The sequence below is a fragment of the Mycobacterium sp. TY814 genome (genome assembly GCF_030755175.1).
Taxonomy (GTDB): domain Bacteria; phylum Actinomycetota; class Actinomycetes; order Mycobacteriales; family Mycobacteriaceae; genus Mycobacterium.
Map to the genome: position 1 here is coordinate 849,885 of NZ_JAUFRY010000003.1, position 21,426 is coordinate 871,310.

8 protein-coding genes and 1 pseudogene are annotated in these 21,426 nt (G+C 63.7%); 6 read left to right on the top strand and 3 right to left on the bottom strand.

Annotation, left to right across the window (positions count from 1 at the left end; all coding sequences use genetic code 11):
• Positions 1 to 88: 88 nt before the first annotated feature.
• The 3 genes from QXH22_RS25170 to QXH22_RS25180 all read right to left on the bottom strand — a co-directional run bounded on the left by QXH22_RS25170 (position 89) and on the right by QXH22_RS25180 (position 9,178).
• The gene (locus QXH22_RS25170) at positions 89 to 1,330 is read right to left on the bottom strand and encodes an MFS transporter (RefSeq protein WP_306277379.1); all 1,242 of its coding nucleotides are present in this window, start codon (positions 1,328 to 1,330) and stop codon (positions 89 to 91) included.
• A 509-nt stretch (positions 1,331 to 1,839) separates the two neighbouring features.
• Positions 1,840 to 2,142, bottom strand: coding sequence for a PE family protein (locus tag QXH22_RS25175; protein ID WP_306246332.1), 303 nt, complete (start codon positions 2,140 to 2,142; stop codon positions 1,840 to 1,842).
• Positions 2,143 to 2,497: 355 nt separating this feature from the next.
• Positions 2,498 to 9,178 carry a PPE domain-containing protein gene (locus QXH22_RS25180; protein ID WP_306277344.1) on the bottom strand — a complete coding sequence of 2,227 codons (6,681 nt, stop codon included), beginning with the start codon at positions 9,176 to 9,178 and terminating at the stop codon, positions 2,498 to 2,500.
• A 735-nt stretch (positions 9,179 to 9,913) separates the two neighbouring features.
• On the opposite strand from QXH22_RS25180, the gene QXH22_RS25185 reads away from it, so the two are divergent.
• The 6 genes and pseudogenes from QXH22_RS25185 to QXH22_RS25210 form a co-directional block, all read left to right on the top strand.
• A complete protein-coding gene (locus tag QXH22_RS25185; protein ID WP_306277380.1) occupies positions 9,914 to 11,869 on the top strand; it encodes a PPE family protein in 1,956 nt (651 codons plus the stop codon).
• A 45-nt stretch (positions 11,870 to 11,914) separates the two neighbouring features.
• Positions 11,915 to 12,439 (top strand): annotated as a pseudogene (locus QXH22_RS25190) (TetR/AcrR family transcriptional regulator); the annotation flags it as partial.
• Positions 12,440 to 13,011: 572 nt separating this feature from the next.
• Complete coding sequence (locus QXH22_RS25195) at positions 13,012 to 13,581, top strand: TetR/AcrR family transcriptional regulator (protein WP_306246339.1); 570 nt, start codon at positions 13,012 to 13,014, stop codon at positions 13,579 to 13,581.
• Positions 13,582 to 13,712: 131 nt separating this feature from the next.
• Positions 13,713 to 16,310 carry an NB-ARC domain-containing protein gene (locus QXH22_RS25200; RefSeq protein WP_306277345.1) on the top strand — a complete coding sequence of 866 codons (2,598 nt, stop codon included), beginning with the start codon at positions 13,713 to 13,715 and terminating at the stop codon, positions 16,308 to 16,310.
• Between the two features lie 243 nt (positions 16,311 to 16,553).
• A complete protein-coding gene (locus tag QXH22_RS25205) occupies positions 16,554 to 19,151 on the top strand; it encodes an NB-ARC domain-containing protein (RefSeq protein ID WP_306277346.1) in 2,598 nt (865 codons plus the stop codon).
• A gap of 244 nt (positions 19,152 to 19,395) precedes the next feature.
• On the top strand, positions 19,396 to 21,426 hold a 2,031-nt coding region (locus QXH22_RS25210), incomplete at its 3' end, for a TetR family transcriptional regulator (RefSeq protein ID WP_306277347.1).

Genomic DNA, 21,426 nt, shown 5'->3' on the forward strand with positions numbered 1-21,426 from the left:
ATTGAAGGTAGAGGCAACGGCGTGCCGGCAGTACCTCCGATCGGTCCCAAAGAGTGACGAAAGCCTGTCCCCCGATCAGGGGACAAAATCAGGAGGTTGAGCCGCTCAGGGTGCGGGCCAGCGGCAGGCACAGGGCGGCGCCCAGCGCTCCGGCTGACACCGTGACGATCGCGACGAGCTGGTGACCACCATGGATCAGGCTGTAGGAAGCGAGGATTGGAGCGATCACCGACGCCACCGCCACCGACATCGACCAGATCCCGTGGTAGCGGCCACCGGTGGCAGCCGGCGCGATCCGGTGCACGACACCGGCCGCGATGACGAACCAGGCCACCTCGCCGGGGGTGGACAGGGCGGTAGCCAGACTGAAGTCGAGAGTGGTGTGAGCCAGAGCCGCCCAACCCATGCTGACTGTGGTCCACAGTCCGGCCAGAGCCAGGATGTCGAGCCGCGGCTGGAACCGGGCGGCCACCTTCTTCCCGATCCACGGGGTGATCACCGGGGTCAGTGCAAGGCCCGCCATCGCGTTGGTCAGTTGTGCCCAGCCGAATTGACCGGCGCCCAGACCGCGGTCGGCCATCAGCATGGGAATGGCCGCGTACAGACCGCGGACCGCGATCAGCGTGGCCAGACTCGAGATGAACAACAATGTAAGACGGTGATCGGCGAATGCTTTGCGATAACTGATGTCTCGCGCTCCCGCGGCCGCCTTCACCCCTCGGCCACGGCGTCCCGGGATACAGCATCCGGCGACAAGGGCGAATGTCAGGCAGCCGGCGGCGTTGATCCAGAACAGGACCGGGACCCCCACGACACCGACCAGCATGCCGCCGATCCCGCCGGTGATGGCCCGTCCGATGCTAACGACCCAGCCGAAGCGGAAGGCGTCCAGTTTGGCGCGCCGTTCCGGGTCGGGGACCAGGTCTGTGATTGCAGCACCCAACACCGGCCGCGGTGCGTCGTACACGATGCCCGTGATCAGCGCCCCGCAGAAGAGAGCGGGCACGCTGCACGCCTGCGCCATCAGGACCAGCGCGGTGCCGGCCACCAACATGGTGGACACCAGGGTCATGCGGGCCCCGATCCGGTCGGCCAGCCAACCGCACAGCAACTGGCCGATCGCCCAGCCCACACCGAAGGCGGCCAGCACCGCACCCACCGCGTCGGCGGTGTGGTGGCGGCCGGCGACGTGGTAGGCCAGGAACGGGTAGGCGAAACCCGCGCCGCGTACCACGAAGTTGCCGCCCAGCAGCAACCAGATGACCGCCGGATAGCGATCGCGGCTTTGCTGCCCATGCACCTGATGCCGCAGGAGCCGGGCGCTGCGCAACGCCTTTGCGGCCCGGGCCTTTCGGGTTGGCCGCAGGCCGCCGGCACATACCGCCCGGCGGTAGTCGATCGGCTCGTCGAGAGTCTGGAGGTTGGCTGCACCTGGCACCGCTGTCGTCACTCTCCGAACGTTAGGGACGATCACGGTTCGATAACTCCACCGATCGGACGCAAGAGTGGCGGAGGGGAACCGGCCGATCGGTGGACACTGTCACCTACTCGCAGCTACCCGATGAGGCTCGGCAAGACCCGCAGCGGCGCGATGCCGTCTGGGGTGGTGGCGCCGGTCGAACCGGCCCGACCGTCATTGCCCGGCAACGGAAGCCCGCCCAGCAGGCCGTCGGCGGGTTGCCGATCGAGGTAGTGATCAGACTGCTCATGGTGCCCGGCAACGCCGCTACGGCGGCATGGCTCAGTGCCGGGCCCGAAGCCGCCGATGATGGCAAAACCGTAAGCCCGCCAACAGATTCCATGACACCTAGACCCAGTCGAAGCCTGTGTTTCGGAGTGTCAGCCGACCGCTACCGCGTTGGCGGCTTCGGTGTCCGCGTAGCTGCCGGCGTTGCCGGCCAGGGTGTTCACGAACAGCTCGTGAAACGCGGCCGCCTGAGCGCTGACCGCCTGATACATGGCGCCGTGCGCAGCGAACTGTGCTGCTGTCAGGGCCGACACCTCGTCGGCGGCGGCCGGCACCACGCCGGTGATAGGGGCAGCGGCGGCGGCGTTGCCGGCGTCCATCGCAGCGCCGATCGAACCGAGGTTGGCTGCGGCTGCGCTCAGCAGTTCGGGCTGGCAGTTCACAAATGAGGACATGCCAGTCAGATTGCCGTCGCGCGGCGTTGCTGTCTGTCGGCTGAGCGGCCACTAACCGGGTTGAATCACCCTGTCCTCCGATTACAGGATGTGCCGTCCCCCAGTCCTGCCGATCTTTGGGACGGCGTACCTGTGCGGCGACCGCATAGCCGAACGGTTAGGTGTCCGCCGGTAACGCTACGACGACAGAGTCGACCGGCCCAGCCTGTTGCACCCCGGCTCAGGCTTCGCGTCGTGCGCACGGAGCAGGACGCTCGCCAGCGCCGCCAGAGCGGCGGCGAACCCACGTGGCAGCATGAGCGGTTCCATTGTTTCCCTTTCGCTGTGAAATTGGCCGACTCTTCGGCGAGGTCGATCAGGCCGCGGTGCTGAACAATCCGGCGAGGCTGTTGCTGATGTTGGTGAAGACCGACAACAGACTTGTCACCGCGAGCGCCCCGGTGTTGGCGATCCCTGAGACGCCGCTACCCAGATTCGAGAAGCCGGAGTTGAGGTTGCCGTAGTTCTGGTAGCCCGAACCTCCGAAGACGCCAGCAGGGTTGCTGTTGTACCAGCCCGAGAGCCCCAACCCGTTGTTGCCGTACCCCGAGCTTCCGCCCGCGCCGCTGTTGAAGAAGCCCGATGACGGAGTGGCGCTCGTGTTGAGGTAACCGGGACCGCCGGGGATGTTGATGGCCGCGATGGTGGTGCTGGGCAGATGAATGCTCGGGATGGTCAATGGCGGCGTGGCGAATGACGCCAAGCCGATCGGCGGGATGGTGAACGGCTGGGTGGTGAACGCCTGGGTGGTGATTGCGGGCAGGGTGAACGCACCCAATCCGAGGGGCCCGAGTGTCAACGGCGGCGTCGTGATCGCCGGAGTCGTGATGTCCGGCAACGTGAACCCACCCACACCGATCGGACCCAGCGTCAGCGGCGGCGTCGTGATCGCCGGAGTCGTGATGTCCGGCAACGTGAACCCACCCACACCGATCGGACCCAGCGTCAGCGGCGGCGTCGTGATCGCCGGAGTCGTGATGTCCGGCAACGTGAAACCACCCACACCGATCGGACTGATCGTCAAGGCCGGAGTCGTGATGTCCGGCAACGTGAACCCACCCACACCGATCGGACTGATCGTCAACGGCGGCGTCGTGATCGCCGGAGTCGTGATCGCCGGCAGTGCAAATCCGCCCACGCCGATCGGACTGATCGTCAACGGCGGCGTCGTGATCGCCGGAGTCGTGATGTCCGGCAACGTGAAACCACCCACACCGATCGGACTGATCGTCAAGGCCGGAGTCGTGATCGCCGGCAGCGCGAATCCGCCCACGCCGATCGGACTGATCGTCAACGGCGGCGTCGTGATCGCCGGAGTCGTGATGTCCGGCAACGTGAACCCAGCCACACCGATCGGACTGATCGTCAAGGCCGGAGTCGTGATGTCCGGCAACGTGAACCCACCCACACCGATCGGACTGATCGTCAACGGCGGCGTCGTGATCGCCGGAGTCGTGATGTCCGGCAACGTGAACCCACCCACACCAATCGGACTGATCGTCAACGGCGGCGTCGTGATCGCCGGAGTCGTAATCGCCGGCAACGTGAACCCACCCACACCGATCGGGTTGATCGTCAACGCCGGAGTCGTGATGTCCGGCAACGTAAAGCCACCCACACCAATCGGACTGATCGTCAACGGCGGCGTCGTGATCGCCGGAGTCGTAATCGCCGGCAGCGCGAACCCAGCCACGCCGATCGGGTTGATCGTCAACGCCGGAGTGGTGATGTCCGGCAACGTGAATCCACCCACGCCGATCGGACTGATCGTCAACGGCGGGGTCGTGATCGCCGGAGTCGTGATCGCCGGCAGTGCGAATCCGCCGACGCCGATAGGACTGATCGTCAACGGCGGAGTTGTGATCGCCGGAGTCGTGATGTCCGGCAGCGTGAACCCACCCACACCGATCGGGTTGATCGTCAACGCCGGAGTGGTGATGTCCGGCAACGTGAACCCGCCCACACCGATCGGACTGATCGTCAACGGAGGCGTCGTGATAGCCGGAGTGGTAATCGCCGGCAATGCAAAGCCGGCCACACTGATCGGCGGGATTGTCAAGGCTGGCGTGGTGAGGTCCGGCAGCGCAAACGCCCCAACGCCAATCGGGTTGATCGTCAACGCCGGAGTCGTAATCGCCGGAGTCGTGATGTCCGGCAGGTTGAACGCCGACACACCAATCGGATTGATCGTCAACGCCGGAGTCGTAATCGCCGGAGTCGTGATGTCCGGCAAGTTGAACGCCGACACACCAATCGGATTGATCGTCAACGCCGGAGTCGTAATCGCCGGAGTCGTGATGTCCGGCAAGTTGAACGCCGACACACCAATCGGATTGATCGTCAACGCCGGAGTCGTAATCGCCGGAGTCGTGATGTCCGGCAAGTTGAACGCCGACACACCAATCGGATTGATCGTCAACGCCGGAGTCGTAATCGCCGGAGTCGTAATGCCCGGCAGGCTGAATCCGCCGACCGAGATCGAGGGCACGTTGAGCGCCGGGGTGGTAATCACCGGGGTGGTGATATCGGGCAGATTCAGCGCGCCCACACCGATCGGGTTGATCGTCAACGCCGGAGTGGTAATCACCGGAGTGGTGATATCGGGCAGATTCAGCGCGCCCACACCGATCGGGTTGATCGTCAACGCCGGAGTGGTGATGGCCGGCGTGGTGATCGCGGGCAAGGTCAGCGCGCCTACCGCGATCGGATCGATCGCCAGCGGCGGAGTGGTAAATGCCGGCGTGGTGATGTTCGGCAGCGTGAACGCGCCCACGCCAATCGGGTTGATGCTGAACGCCGGGGTGGTGATAGCCGGGGTCGTGATTCCCGGAAGGCTGGAACCGACCACGTAGATCCCACCTACGTCGATCTGCTGAGTGGTGATCGCCGGGGTGGTGATCGCGGGGAGCGTGAACCCGCTGGCGCTAATCGGAGGAACCGTGATCGGGGGCAAGGTCAACGCGGGAAGCGAGAAACCTGACACCGTCAACTGGGGAAGTCTGAAGCTGAAGCCATCGACCCTGAAAGGATCGATCTTGATGGGCCCGAAGATCGCGAAGGCTTCACCCTGGGTACCGGGTAACCCATTTCCAATTTGGGGATTTATAAATGCTTGACCGGTTTGCAAGAACGTAATGTTATTCGGTATTACGAGCCATATATTTCTTATTTCAACCCTAGGCAGAGTTACGGTTGGAAATTGAATATACCCAGAATTACCCGCTGCTACTTCAATTGCCGGAGTACTGAACGATGTGACGTTTATGGGATTAACAACAATGGGCTGCGTGGTCAGTCCGGGTAGGCTAAATGCACCTACGGTGCCACCCGCGGCCAGCGTAATCGGAGGAATCGTCAATGCCGGTACGGAAAACGGTGGCAGGGTGAATGTGTCGAAAGTGGCGCCAGCTGGAATACCGAAAGACGGGATCGTCACGGACGGCACCGACAATGTCGGCAGATTAAACGAACCCAACGCCGTTCCCGCGGGAATGGAAACCGAAGGGATTGTCAACGACGGCACCGTCAAGGCCGGCAAATCAAAACCACCCACTGCGGTACCAGCCGGAATCGACAATGGTGGGATCGTCACGGACGGCACCGACAAAGTCGGCAGATCAAAAGCACCCAACGCCGTCCCCGCCGGAATACTCAACGACGGAATCGTCAACGACGGCACCGACAACGTCGGCAGATCAAACGCACCCAACGCGGTACCGGCCGGGATGGTGAACGACGGGATCGTCACCGGGGGAACCGCAACTGGCGGCAGCTGGAAATCGGTCACTACCGTGCCCGGCGGAATGTTCAGCGACGGAATCGTCAACGACGGCACCGACAGCGTCGGCAGATCAAACGCACCCAACGCCGTCCCCGCCGGAATCGACAACGACGGAATCGTCAACGACGGCACCGACAACGTCGGCAGATCAAACGCACCCAGAGCCGTCCCCGCCGGAATCGACAACGACGGAATCGTCAACGACGGCACCGACAACGTCGGCAGATCAAAAGCACCCAGAGCCGTCCCCGCCGGAATACTCAACGACGGAATCGTCAACGACGGCACCGACAACGTCGGCAGATCAAAAGCACCCAGAGCCGTCCCCGCCGGAATACTGAACGACGGAATCGTCAACGACGGCACCGACAGAGTCGGCAGATCAAACGCACCCAACGCCGTGCCCGCCGGAATCGACAACGACGGCACCGTCAACGACGGCAGATCAAAAGCACCCAGAGCCGTCCCCGCCGGAATACTGAACGACGGAATCGTCAACGACGGCACCGACAGAGTCGGCAGATCAAACGCACCCAACGCCGTCCCCGCCGGAATCGACAACGACGGCACCGTCAACGACGGCAGATCAAACGCACCCAGAGCCGTCCCCGCCGGAATCGACAACGACGGAATCGTCAACGACGGCACCGACAGAGTCGGCAGATCAAACGCACCCAACGCCGTCCCCGCCGGAATACTGAACGACGGAATCGTCAACGACGGCACCGTCAGCGTCGGCAGATCAAACGCACCCAACGCCGTCCCCGCCGGAATCGACAACGACGGCACCGTCAACGACGGCAGATCAAAGGCACCCAACGCCGTACCCGCCGGAATACTGAACGACGGAATCGTCAACGACGGCACCGTCAACGTCGGCAGATCAAACGCACCCAACGCCGTCCCCGCCGGAATCGACAACGACGGCACCGTCAACGACGGCAGATCAAAGGCACCCAACGCCGTACCCGCCGGAATACTGAACGACGGAATCGTCAACGACGGCACCGTCAACGTCGGCAGATCGAAGGCACCCAACGCCGTCCCCGCCGGAATACTGAACGACGGAATCGTCAGCGACGGCACCGTCAACGTCGGCAGATCAAACGCACCCAACGCCGTCCCCGCCGGAATCGACAACGACGGAATCGTCAACGACGGCAGATCAAAGGCACCCAACGCCGTACCCGCCGGAATGCTGAACGACGGAATCGTCAACGACGGCACCGTCAACGTCGGCAGATCAAAGGCACCCAGGGCTGTGCCCGCCGGAATGCTCAACGACGGCACCGTCAACGACGGCAGATCAAACGCACCCAACGCCGTCCCCGCCGGAATGCTGAACGACGGAATCGTCAACGACGGCACCGACAGCGTCGGCAGATCAAAAGCACCCAACGCCGTGCCCGCCGGGATACTGAACGACGGAATCGTCAGCGACGGCACCGTCAACGTCGGCAGATCAAACGCACCCAACGCCGTGCCCGCCGGAATGCTCAACGACGGAATCGTCAACGTGGGCAGATCAAAGGCACCCAGAGCCGTCCCCGCCGGGATACTGAACGACGGAATCGTCAACGACGGCACCGACAACACCGGCAAATCAAACGCACCCAGCGCCGTCCCCGCCGGAATACTGAACGACGGAATCGTCAACGACGGCACCGACAACACCGGCAAATCAAACGCACCCAGCGCCGTCCCCGCCGGAATACTGAACGACGGAATCGTGAACGACGGAACCGACAACACCGGCAAATCAAACGCACCCACAGCGGTCCCAGCCGGAATATTCAAAGGCGGAAACGAAACGGCAGGAATCGACAACGCCGGTAGATCGAACCCGGAGAACGTCGTCGCAGGTATGTTGAGGGGCGGCAAGGTGATATCCGGTGTCGTTATAGCGAACGACAGACTTCCTTGACCAACGCCGCGATAGAATACGCCGTTGTTCATATCCCCAGTATTGAACAGGCCGTTATTCATATTCCCGACGTTGAAGGCGCCGGTGTTGATGCTGCCCCCATTGAACCAGCCGGTGTTGGCCGCACCTGTGTTGAAGCTACCGCTATTGGACCCGCCGACGTTGTAGTTGCCCATGTTGTAGCTGCCGGGGTTCAGGGTGCCCGTGTTGGCGCTACCGGCGTTGAACGCGCCGGTGTTGAAGGACCCCGAGTTGAAGAAACCGGTATTGCCCTGGCCGGAATTGAAGAAGCCCGTGCCGGCGTCTCCCGAGTTGAAGATGCCGAAATTACCGTTACCGGAATTGAAGAAACCGATGTTGCCGTTGCCGGAGTTGAATAGGCCAAGGTTGCCGATACCGGAGTTCAGCCCGCCGATACCGATCTGGTTATTGCCGCTGAGTCCTATTCCGATATTGCCGGTACCGGTATTCGCAAAGCCGATGTTGCCAAGCCCGATGTTGGCAAGTCCGGTGTTAAGGCTGCCGACGTTGCCGAAGCCTTGGTTACCAGACCCCGCGTTCCCGGCACCGAAGTTGTTTCCACCCCAGTTTGCCCAGCCGAAATTGGAGTTGCCGAAGTTGCCACCGCCGATGTTGCCGAGACCGTTGTTGGCGTTGCCTACGTTGCCGCCGCCGACGTTGCCGACGCCTAGATTCACGGCCAGTGTCTCGGCAGCCGCGGGGGAGGCGCTCCCCAGTGCCGCGGCCACCTGGGCCGGCATGCCGGCGAGTTGCGCCAAGGGCGCGCTGAAGGGACTCAGCGCCGAGGCGATCGCCGAAGCTCCGGCATGGTAGGCGGTCATGGCCGACACGTCGAGCGCCCACATCTCCTCGTAGGCGGCTTCTGTCGCTGCGATCGCAGGGGCATTCTGGCCGAACAGGTTTGACAGAATCAGTGACACCAGGCCGGACCTGTTCGCCGCTACGAGCACCGGTTCGACGACCGCAGACCGGACCGCCTCGAACTCGATCGCCATGGCCTCGGCTTGAGCGGAAGCGAGTTCGGCTCGAGCGGCCGTCGCCGAAAGCCAGCCCGCGAACGGTGCCGCCGCAGTCGCCATCGCCATCGCCGACGGTCCTTGCCACGCGCCACCCACCAGTCCGGACGTCACCGACCCGAAGGAGTCGGCTGCCGAACTGAGTTCTTCCGCCAACTCCGCCCAGGCGTCAGCGGCGGCCAGCATCGGCTGCGATCCCGCGCCGGCAAGAATCAGGGCCGAATTGACCTCCGGTGGCAACACAGAAAAATTCACAGCCTGAACCTCTCTCAACGCGCGGTCGACTCCGGAACGCGACGGGGTTTCGAACTACGGCCCGCTGCCGGGAAATAATGGCCACGCCGCCACTATCACTGCATTCGATTTTGGTCTTGAACATCGTGCTGGCGTTCTCCGGATTCGACCCTGGCGTATAGGCAAGGCGTATGCGGATTTGGACTATTGCCAGGCCGCGATGTTAGCGGCGAGTCGCCGGGATTCGCAGGCGATTCTGCAAAGCGAAAGGCCATTGTCACGCGCGATACAGTCACGTCGCGCACGTGACGGCAGGGTCTCGAGCTGCGGCTGGTAGGCAGTGCTGTCCGCAGCGAGACAGCCGCGTCACACTCAGGACAGAAAGGTCTCGACTTGGGAGTTGGTCAAGAAAAATCTATCTCAGATACCAAGCGCTGGTTAGCATTCGGACGTGCTTCGCGCTCCACGATCCGCTCAAGAGAAAGGGACGACCATGGAACCTAGGCACTGGCGAATGATGTTCAAGCCTCGGGCTCTGGGCACGGTCCTGGCTCTCATCTTTGTATCTGCGTCGCTTCATGGCTGGCAGAAGTAGAGGGGTCGTGATGCCACTCTGCATAATTTACCGAACCGCAAATTAGTTCACAACGTTCAATCTCAGCCGACGGCGACAATCCGCCCTTGCGTTGAAAGAGATTGCACCAATACGTGATCTTTCCAGAAAAGGACAGTGCATTGACTGCGCCGCATTTTTCGATGCTGCCACCCGAGGTCAATTCGGCGCGAGTGTTCAGCGGCACCGGGCCGGCGCCGATCCTGGCGGCGGCGACTGCCTGGGACGGACTAGGCGCAGAGTTGAGCACCGCTGCGACGTCTTTCGGATCTGTGACGGCGAATCTGGCAAGTGGGACGTGGCATGGCGCCGCATCGAGCGCGATGATGAGCGCGGCGGCGCCTTACCTCGAATGGTTGAGCATGTCGGCCGCCCAAGCCGAGGACGTCGCTGGTCTTGCGCGGGCCGCAGCCGCAGAGTTCGAAGCGGCGCTGGCCGCATCCGTGCATCCAGCAGAGGTAGCGGTCAATCGTGCCCAGGTAGTCGCGCTGGTCGCCGGCAACCTTTTCGGGCAGAACACCCCGACGATCGCCGCCATTGAGTCCTCCTATGAGGAGATGTGGGCCCAGGACGTGTCAGCGATGGCCTGCTACCAAGCCGGGTCCTCGGCCGTGGTGGCACAGCTCGCGCCCTGGCAGGAGCAGTTGCAAAGCACGCTCGGATCCGCACGTGCTGCGTGGAGCATATCGCCCCCGAACACGAGCGCTCTGGCCCGCACAGCTGAGAACGCAGTCATTGCAAACGCGGCTACGACACAGACTGTTGGGTTGGTTATGGGAGGTAGCGGCCTGCCGATCCCGTCGCCCGGGTATGTGCAGCGGGCCAATGACCTCTACATCAGCCGCGGTTTTCCCGGCGTGCTCGCGCAGGCACTTTTCACGCCGCAAGGGCTCTACCCGGTGATGGCGGTCAAGAACCTGACTTTCGACGTATCGGTGGCCCAGGGCGTGAGCATCCTCGAAAGTGCGATCCGGGACCAGATTGCTGCCGGCAGCAACGTCGCCGTGTTCGGATACTCCCAGAGCGCCTCGATCTCGTCGTTGACGATGGCCAACCTTGCAGCGTCCGTCAATCCGCCTACCCCAGATCAGCTGTCTTTTACCCTGACCGGCAACCCCAACAACCCCAACGGCGGCGTCGCCACGCGATTCCCCGGAATCGCATTTCCCAGTCTTGGGGTTACGGCCACCGGCCCTACGCCGGACAACCTTTACCCGACAAAGATCTACACACTCGAATACGACGGCGTTGCTGACTTCCCGCGCTATCCGCTCAATGCTCTGTCCACCCTCAACGCGCTGGCCGGCATCTATTACGTGCACAGCGACTACTTGACTCTCACTCCGGCACAACTCGATTCGGCCGTCCAGCTGACCAACACAGTGGGCCCGACGATGACGGAGTACTACGTCATCCGCACCGAAAACCTCCCCCTGTTGGAGCCGCTGCGCGCGGTGCCGGTTTTGGGGGAACCGCTGGCCAGCCTGCTGGAACCGAACCTCAGGGTGATCGTCAACCTGGGGTATGGCGACCCCGGCTACGGGTATTCGACGTCACCACCGAACGTCGCCACTCCGTTCGGCTTGTTCCCCGAGGCCGAGCCAACCGCGATTGCGGCGTCGCTCGCCGCCGGTACCCAGCAGGGCATTGCCGACTTCGGCTACGAGATGGCACATCTGAACCTTCCACATCCGTCTGATTTCTCCAGCCCGGCGACGGATGTGATGCCAGCCTTCTCGGGAAGCGGTCCGAACCTACCGCCGGTGTCACTGAACAGCCTCATCGACCAGCTACAAACCGCCAATACCAACCTCGCAAACACGATCACCAAGGTAGCCGCGACGAGTTATGAAACCTTGCTGCCCACAGCCGATTTCGCGAATGCGGTGGTCACGACCGCGGTGTCCTACAACATAAACCTCTACCTGGAAGGAATTCAGCAAGCGCTTAACGGAGACCCGATGGGGCTCGTCAACGCAATCGGGTATCCCCTGGCGGCCGACGTGGCTCTTGTCGGTGCGGTAGGGCTTCTTCAGGTCCTGGTTTTCGTAACCGCCGGCCGAAGGATCGTCGCTGACATGTCAACACTTATCTCCTGATCACCCCGTTCAGGACGCCGAAAACACACGCGAGGAAGAAATCGAATGGACCAAGACCGACTGCTTCGTGGTGCTGCGGCCTTCCTGGGCAGGCGACCGAATGCGACTCAAGACGAGATTGCCGCTGCCCTCGGCATCAGCCGTGCGACGCTGCATCGCTACTTCGCGGGCCGGGCTGCGCTGATCGAGGCATTGGAACAACTCGCGCTCGCCCAGGTGCGGCAGGCGCTCAACAATGCCCGCTGGCGGGAAGGGCCGGCAGCGCAGGCCTTGCAGCGATTGGTGGCGGCATGCGAACCGGTGTCCGGCTACCTCACACTCCTGTACACCCACAGCCAGGAATTCGACAACGAAGACCTGAAGCAGGGCTGGGCGGAAATCGACGCCGAAATCAGGGAACTGTTTCTGCGCGGCCAACGAGACGGTGAATTCCGGCCCGACCTCACCGCTACCTGGCTGACCGAGGCTTATTACAACCTGGTCGCGGGCGCCGGGTGGTCCATCCGGTCCGGACGAGCCGCGCCCCGCGACTTCACCAACATGATCACCGAGCTCCTGTTGCGCGGGATATGCGCCCATGGCATGCCGCCGCACAGCTCTCCCCAATACGTTGCAGCGCATCGGCATTCGGTTCACCGCCGTCCAGCCGCCGTGCATGTACCCGCGCACGAGGCCGCCAACGGAGAGCCCGTCGTTGAATTCGCCACCAAGCCGAAGGGAAGGCCGGCCATCCCCTGACCTTCCTTAATCGGCGGCTGAACGAATCCGACCTGTCAGGCCCCTTTTTGCCGACTCTTTCGGATCAGCGCTGGAAAGCGCATCCGCGGAGAGCCACCGGCCTGGTCGGACGGGCTCAAGGCTCGGGGATCCGGGATCGGTCTTTTGCTTTGGACCGTCCTGGCCTAGGTGTAGATTCGGGCGCGTCGCCCCGCGAAGCGCCGAAGATCGTTAACTCCGCGAACGATTTCCCTACGACTTAATTAAGAATTTTCTGTATTTTCAAGCAATTCCCTAGCCCGTGGCTCGTACAACGATGACGATGTACGGGCCCGGGGGACTCCGCTCCAAGAAGGGTCGACTTCCATCGAGAACAACTCCCGTACGCCCCGAACGTCACAGAAAAGGGTCGCACCTGGACTCTCATGTCACTGATCAAGGACCATCGGTCGGCCCCGGTGGATCACGAGCGCCTGTTGCGATCGGCTGCGGCGTACCTGGGTCGGCGGCCGGAAGCGACGCAGGACGAGATCGCCACTGCCGTCGGCGTCAGTCGCGCGACCCTGCATCGCTACTTCGCGGGACGAGCCGCGCTGATCGAGGCACTGCAACATCTCGCGCTCGAACAGGTTCGCCAGGCAGTCGACAATGCCAGTTGGCAGGAAGGGCCGGCCACGCAGGCGTTGCTGCGTCTCGTTACTGAGTGCGAGCCGGTATCCGGCTACCTCACGCTCCTCTATACCCACAGCCAGGAGTTCAGCAACGAGGAACTGCAGCAGGGCTGGGCTGAAATCGACGATCAAATCAAAGGACTTTTCCTTCGCGGCCAACGAGACGGTGAATTCCGGCCCGACCTCACTTCCACCTGGCTGACCGAAGCCTTTTACAACCTGGTCGCCGGAGCCGGCTGGTCCATCCGGACCGGACGAGCCGCGCCACGCGACTTCAGCCCTATGGTCACTGATCTTCTGCTGGACGGGGTGTGCAGATCCTGATGTTGTCGATAGCCCGCATAGGGTGCTGGTCACGGAGTTGTGCCCAGACAATCTGCCCGCGCGCGCAAAGATCGCATCGTCGAAGGAAGTAGCCGTCTGTGCGGTGAACGAGAACGCGGAAGGATGTCTCGATGAATCGTGAGCATCTACTGCGTGCGGCGGCGGAAGTCGTCAGCCGGCGGCCCAACGCCACCCAGGATGAGATCGCGGTAGCGGTCGGTGTCAGCCGTGCCACGCTGCATCGCCACTTCGCCGGGCGTGAGGCCCTGCTCGAGGCCCTGGACCGGTTGGCGATCACCCAGCTGCGCGAGGCGCTGGATGCATCGCGCTGGCATGAAGGTGAGCCGACGGATGCCCTACGGCGACTGGTCCAGGCCTGCGAACCGGTGGCGAGTTACGTGGCGTTGCTCTACGCCCGAAACGAGGCCGCTCAGTACCGGCAGTCCCGGGCCGGCTGGGACGAGATCAGCACCGAGATCGAGGAATTCTTCCTGCGAGGCCAGCAGGCAGGAGTATTCCGCCCCGACGTGACTGCGGTATGGCTCACCGAGGCTTTCTACAGTCTGGTCTCCGGCGCGGGATGGTCGATCAAGCTCGGACGCGCCGCCAGCCGCGACTTCACCACCATGATCACCGAATTGCTGCTGCACGGCGCCAAAGCCCCGACCCGGGGCAATCTGCCCGCACCGCTGGCCGGCTTTGTCGGACGCGAGGCCGAGCTCGCCGAACTCGAAGAGTTGATCTCACACTCGCGACTGGTCACCCTGACCGGCATCGGCGGGATCGGCAAATCCACCCTGGCGTTACAGGCCGCCCGCCAACGCATCGCCGACTTCCGCGGCGGGGTATGGCTGATCGAGTTGGGCGAACTCAGCGACCCTGAATTGCTGGCCGCGGTGGCCGCAGCAGCACTGGGCATCCGCGATCAGACCACCCGGCCACTGGTGGAGGTGATGGTCGAAGCACTCGCCGACCGTGAAGCACTGCTCGTGCTCGACAACTGCGAGCACGTCCTGGATGCCACGGGCCGGTTCGTCCAGCGGCTGCTCGCGGGCTGCCCTCGGCTGCGGGTGCTGGCGACCAGCCGCGAAATACTCGACATCGACGAGGAATCGGTGCTGCCGGTGCCTCCCCTTCCCGTTCCCGACATCGATCATCTGCCCGACTACCAACAGCTCGCACGCTGCGACGCCGTGACCCTATTCCTCAAACATGCCCGCGCCACCCAGCGCAGCTTCCACCTCACCGAGCGCAACGCCCCGGCGGTGGCGCGGATCTGCACTCAACTCGACGGATTACCCCTGGCCCTGGAACTGGCCGCCCCCCTGCTGCGGACCATGGCCGTCGAACAAATCTCCGCCCGCATCTCCAACCGTTTCAAACTGCTCGCCCACGGCAAACGCGGCGCACCCACCCGCCAGCAGACCCTGAACTACTGCATCTCGTGGAGCTACGAACGCTGCAACGAAACCGAACGCAAACTCTGGGCGCGGCTGTCGGTATTCACCGGCAGCTTCGAACCCGCAGCCGTCCAACACATCTGCGCCCCCGACATGTCCGAGGACAAGCTCCTCGAGACCCTGTGCACCCTGGAAGACAAATCCATCCTTCTCCGCACCTCAGCCGACGACGTCGTGTGTTTCCGCCAGCTGGCAACCCTGCGCGAATACGGCCACCACCAACTCAGCACCGACGAACACACCGAACTACGCCACCGCCACCTCGACTGGTACCACCAACTGGCCGCCGAACACGCCGGATTCGAGTGGTATGGCAAACACCAACTCGACTGGCTCCGCCGCCTCCGACGCGAAACCCCCAACCTGCGCGACGCCCTACAATTCGCGCTGGCCGCCGCTCCGTCCGCAGCCCTGGAAATGGCCACCAACCTGCGCGGCTTCTGGACCGCTATCGGCATGATGCAGCAAGGTCGCCGCTGGATCGAGAAGGCCCTCGACGCCGCGCCCGCCGAAGCTACCGCGCAACGACTCCAAGCGGTCATCGGAGTTGCGGAAGTGGCCGTTTTACAAGTCGATATGTCCGCCTTGACGGCTCGGCAGGCCGAAGCCCGTGAAATGCTCTCGAGTGTCACTGAGCAGCGGACCGTTGCCCACTTCACCGCTAACGAGGCCGCCCTCGCCCTCCTGCTCGGTCAAGCAGACTCGGCACGGGCTTTGGCCCAGCAAGCTCTCGAGAGCACCACGTACACCCCGGTGCAGATTTACGCGCTGCTGTTGATGATCGGGGCCTCCGCCGCCGCCGGTGACGCGCAAACCGCGGTCGCGCACGCCGAGCACGGCCTTGCTCTGTCCGAAGCCCGTGGCCACGACATCATTCTCCGGACGTACCTTTTGGCGGCCCTCGCGCTCAGCCGCATGGCGCTGGGTGATATTGACCTCGCAGAGCGCGCAGTTCGGGAAGGTCTGCAACTCTCTCGGTCGATTCAAGACAGCGTCACCTGCGCCACCTTCCTGGAGACAGCGTCCTGGATTGCCGCTGCCAGGCAGGCTCCGCGGCGCGCTGCGGTTCTCATGGCAGCCGCTGCGGCCATCGGTCGCGCAGCCGGCGCCACCGGCGCCATCTCAGCCAGCGTAGGAGAGTTCCACGATTCCTGGGAGCGCCAGATCCGCGAGCAGCTCTCACCTGGCGACTACCGGACTGCGACCAATGAAGGCAGATTTCTGTCCCTCGTTGAAGCCACCGCCATCGTCTTGGATGAGAGCATGTGATTCACCCGTCCAGGGCTGACGAGATCGGCACCCCCGGTTTCATCTCGCCGCAGTGTGGAACGCATCCTGTAAAAGTGTGGTTGCCGACACTGCTGCCACCCATCGGCGCGAAACGATCATTCACTTACTTTGCCGGAAATATGCTGCCCGCAGTATGTGCATGCCTGTGAGGCCAACGCGCGATCGCATGGTCGAAGGAAGTAGCCGTCTGTGCGGTGAACGAGAACGCGGAAGGATGTCTCGATGAATCGGGAGCATCTACTGCGTGCGGCGGCGGACTTTCTCAGCCGGCGGCCCAACGCCACCCAGGATGAGATCGCGGTAGCGGTCGGTGTCAGCCGTGCCACGCTGCATCGCCACTTCGCCGGGCGTGAGGCCCTGCTCGAGGCCCTGGACCGGTTGGCGATCACCCAGCTGCGCGAGGCGCTGGATGCATCGCGCTGGCATGAAGGTGAGCCGACGGATGCCCTACGGCGACTGGTCCAGGCCTGCGAACCGGTGGCGAGTTACGTGGCGTTGCTCTACGCCCGAAACGAGGCCGCTCAGTACCGGCAGTCCCGGGCCGGCTGGGACGAGATCAGCACCGAGATCGAGGAATTCTTCCTGCGAGGCCAGCAGGCAGGAGTATTCCGCCCCGACGTGACTGCGGTATGGCTCACCGAGGCTTTCTACAGTCTGGTCTCCGGCGCGGGATGGTCGATCAAGCTCGGACGCGCCGCCAGCCGCGACTTCACCACCATGATCACCGAATTGCTGCTGCACGGCGCCAAAGCCCCGACCCGGGGCAATCTGCCCGCACCGCTGGCCGGCTTTGTCGGACGCGAGGCCGAGCTCGCCGAACTCGAAGAGTTGATCTCACACTCGCGACTGGTCACCCTGACCGGCATCGGCGGGATCGGCAAATCCACCCTGGCGTTACAGGCCGCCCGCCAACGCATCGCCGACTTCCGCGGCGGGGTATGGCTGATCGAGTTGGGCGAACTCAGCGACCCTGAATTGCTGGCCGCGGTGGCCGCAGCAGCACTGGGCATCCGCGATCAGACCACCCGGCCACTGGTGGAGGTGATGGTCGAAGCACTCGCCGACCGTGAAGCACTGCTCGTGCTCGACAACTGCGAGCACGTCCTGGATGCCACGGGCCGGTTCGTCCAGCGGCTGCTCGCGGGCTGCCCTCGGCTGCGGGTGCTGGCGACCAGCCGCGAAATACTCGACATCGACGAGGAATCGGTGCTGCCGGTGCCTCCCCTTCCCGTTCCCGACATCGATCATCTGCCCGACTACCAACAGCTCGCACGCTGCGACGCCGTGACCCTATTCCTCAAACATGCCCGCGCCACCCAGCGCAGCTTCCACCTCACCGAGCGCAACGCCCTGCCGGTGGCGCGGATCTGCACTCAACTCGACGGATTACCCCTGGCCCTGGAACTGGCCGCCCCCCTGCTGCGGACCATGGCCGTCGAACAAATCTCCGCCCGCATCTCCAACCGTTTCAAACTGCTCGCCCACGGCAAACGCGGCGCACCCACCCGCCAGCAGACCCTGAACTACTGCATCTCGTGGAGCTACGAACGCTGCAACGAAACCGAACGCAAACTCTGGGCGCGGCTGTCGGTATTCACCGGCAGCTTCGAACCCGCAGCCGTCCAACACATCTGCGCCCCCGACATGTCCGAGGACAAGCTCCTCGAGACCCTGTGCACCCTGGAAGACAAATCCATCCTTCTCCGCACCTCAGCCGACGACGTCGTGTGTTTCCGCCAGCTGGCAACCCTGCGCGAATACGGCCACCACCAACTCAGCACCGACGAACACACCGAACTACGCCACCGCCACCTCGACTGGTACCACCAACTGGCCGAGCAGGCCGGCGAGGAATGGTACAGCGAACGCCAACTCGACTGGTTCCACCGCCTTCACTGGGAAATCCCCAACCTGCGCGAAGCGCTTCAATTCGCGTACACCGACGCACCGCCGGTCGCGCTGCAGATGGCCACCAGCCTGTATCGCCCGTGGACCGGCCTGGGCAAACTGCAGCAGGGGCGCCGCCGAATCGAAAAGGCCCTCGACGCCAGCCCCACGGCGCCGGCCGGACTACGACTACAAGCGGTGATCGGCGTGGCTGAATTGGCGTTTCTCCAAGCCGACATCCCGGCGATAACCGCTCTGCAGAATGAGGCACGCGCATTGCTTGCCCGCGTCCCCACCGATAGCAACACCGTCTCCCACTTCACTACCAACGAGGCCGCGCTCGCTCTGCTCACCGGTCAACTGAAACTCGCGCGGTCCTTGGCACAGGAGTCATTCGCCCTCACGGACGTGTTCTGTCTGCAGATTTACGCCCTGCTGGTGATGACCTGGTCGGCTGCGGCTACCGGCGACGCGCAAGCCGCGGTCGGACACGCCGAGCACGGCCTTGCCCTGTCCGAAGCCCGGGGCCACGACATCGTCCTGCGGACCTACCTTTTGGCAGCCCTCGCGCTCGGCCGCATGGTCCTGGGCCAACTCGCATTGGCCGAGGAGGCCGTCCGGGAAGGTCTGCAACTATCTCGGCTGATCGCAGACACCATCGCCTGCGCCACCTTCGTGGAGACGGCAGCCTGGATCGCAGCGGCCAGGAACGAAGCACGGCGCGCTGCGGTGCTGACTGCTGCTGCCGCTGCCATCAGCCGGTCCGCGGGCGCCGATAGCAACGTCTCGGCGAATGTTGGGCAATTCCATGAAGCGTGCGGGCTCCGGATCCGCGAGCAGCTTTCACCTGGCGACTACCGGACTGCTACCAATGAAGGCAGATTTCTGTCCCTCGACGAAGCCATCGCCATCGTTCTGGATGAGAGCATGTGAATTCACTCGTCCAGGGCTGACGAGATCGGCACCCCCGGTTTCATCTCGCCGCGGCGTGGAAAGCACCCGGCGAAAGTGTGGTTGCCGACACTGCTGCCACCCATCGGCGCGAAACAACCATTCACTTACTCTGCCGGCAATATGCTGCGGGCAGTATGTGCATGCCAGTGAGACCAACGCGCGATCGCATCGTCGAAGCAAGTAGCCGTCTGTGCGGTGAACGAGAACGCGGAAGGATGTCTCGATGAATCGTGAGCATCTACTGCGTGCGGCGGCCGAAGTCGTCAGCCGGCGGCCCAACGCCACCCAGGATGAGATCGCGGTTGCGGTCGGTGTCAGCCGTGCCACGCTGCATCGCCACTTCGCCGGGCGGGAGGCCCTGTTCGAGGCGCTGGACCGGTTGGCGATCAGCCAGCTGCGCGAGGCGCTGGATGCATCGCGCTGGCACGATGGTGAGCCGACGGATGCCCTACGGCGATTGGTCCAGGCCTGCGAACCGGTGGCGAGTTACGTGGCGTTGCTCTACGCCCGAAACGAGGCCGCTCAGTACCGGCAGTCCCGGGCCGGGTGGGACGAGATCAGCACCGAGATCGAGGAGTTCTTCCTGCGAGGCCAGCAGGCAGGAGTATTCCGCCCCGACGTGACTGCGGTGTGGCTCACCGAGGCTTTCTACAGTCTGGTCTCCGGCGCGGGATGGTCGATCAAGCTCGGACGCGCCGCCAGCCGCGACTTCACCACCATGATCACCGAATTGCTGCTGCACGGCGCCAAAGCCCCGACCCGGGGCAATCTGCCCGCACCGCTGGCCGGCTTTGTCGGACGCGAGGCCGAGCTCGCCGAACTCGAAGAGCTGATCTCACACTCGCGACTGGTCACCCTGACCGGCATCGGCGGGATCGGCAAATCCACCCTGGCGTTACAGGCCGCCCGCCAGCGCATCGCCGACTTCCGCGGCGGGGTATGGCTGATCGAGTTGGGCGAACTCAGCGACCCTGAATTGCTGGCCGCGGTGGCCGCAGCAGCCTTGGGCATCCGCGATCAGACCACCCGGCCACTGGTGGAGGTGATGGTCGAAGCACTCGCCGACCGTGAAGCACTGCTCGTGCTCGACAACTGCGAGCACGTCCTGGATGCCACGGGCCGGTTCGTCCAGCGGCTGCTCGCGGGCTGCCCCCGGCTGCGGGTGCTGGCGACCAGCCGCGAAATACTCGACATCGACGAGGAATCGGTGCTGCCGGTGCCTCCCCTTCCCGTTCCCGACATCGATCATCTGCCCGACTACCAACAGCTCGCACGCTGCGACGCCGTGACCCTATTCCTCAAACATGCCCGCGCCACCCAGCGCAGCTTCCACCTCACCGAGCGCAACGCCCTGCCGGTGGCGCGGATCTGCACTCAACTCGACGGATTACCCCTGGCCCTGGAACTGGCCGCCCCCCTGCTGCGGACCATGGCCGTCGAACAAATCTCCGCCCGCATCTCCAACCGTTTCAAACTGCTCGCCCACGGCAAACGCGGCGCACCCACCCGCCAGCAGACCCTGAACTACTGCATCTCGTGGAGCTACGAACGCTGCAACGAAACCGAACGCAAACTCTGGGCGCGGCTGTCGGTATTCACCGGCAGCTTCGAACCCGCAGCCGTCCAACACATCTGCGCCCCCGACATGTCCGAGGACAAGCTCCTCGAGACCCTGTGCACCCTGGAAGACAAATCCATCCTCATCCGCACCTCAGCCGACGACACACTTCGCTTCCGCCAGCTGGCAACCCTGCGCGAATACGGCCACCACCAACTCAGCACCGACGAACACACCGAACTACGCCACCGCCACCTCGACTGGTACCACCAACTGGCCGAGCAGGCCGGCGAGGAATGGTACAGCGAACGCCAACTCGACTGGTTCCACCGCCTTCACTGGGAAATCCCCAACCTGCGCGAAGCCCTACAATTCGCACTGGCCGCCGCGCCGACGGTGGCGCTGCAGATGGCCACCAGGCTGTATCGCCCGTGGACCGGCCTGGGCAAACTGCAGCAGGGGCGCCGCCGAATCGAGCAGGCGCTCGACGCCGAACCCACCGCAACCGCTGTGCAACGACTACAAGCGGTCAACGCTGCGGCCGAACTGGCGTTTCTGCAGGCCGACATCCCCTCCCTGGCCGCTCGGCAGGCCGAGGCACGCGAACTGCTTGCAGACGTGACCGACCGCGATGCGATTGCCAACTTCACTGTCAACGACGCAACCCTTGCATTGCTCACCGGCCAACTCGAACTC

Bases quoted from the DNA above. Each gene is read 5' to 3' on its own strand.
- QXH22_RS25175 (WP_306246332.1), bottom strand. From the start codon at position 2,142: ATGTCCTCATTTGTGAACTGCCAGCCCGAACTGCTGAGCGCAGCCGCA.
- QXH22_RS25185 (WP_306277380.1), top strand. From the start codon at position 9,914: ATGCTGCCACCCGAGGTCAATTCGGCGCGAGTGTTCAGCGGCACCGGG.
- QXH22_RS25195 (WP_306246339.1), top strand. From the start codon at position 13,012: ATGTCACTGATCAAGGACCATCGGTCGGCCCCGGTGGATCACGAGCGC.
- QXH22_RS25200 (WP_306277345.1), top strand. From the start codon at position 13,713: ATGAATCGTGAGCATCTACTGCGTGCGGCGGCGGAAGTCGTCAGCCGG.
- QXH22_RS25205 (WP_306277346.1), top strand. From the start codon at position 16,554: ATGAATCGGGAGCATCTACTGCGTGCGGCGGCGGACTTTCTCAGCCGG.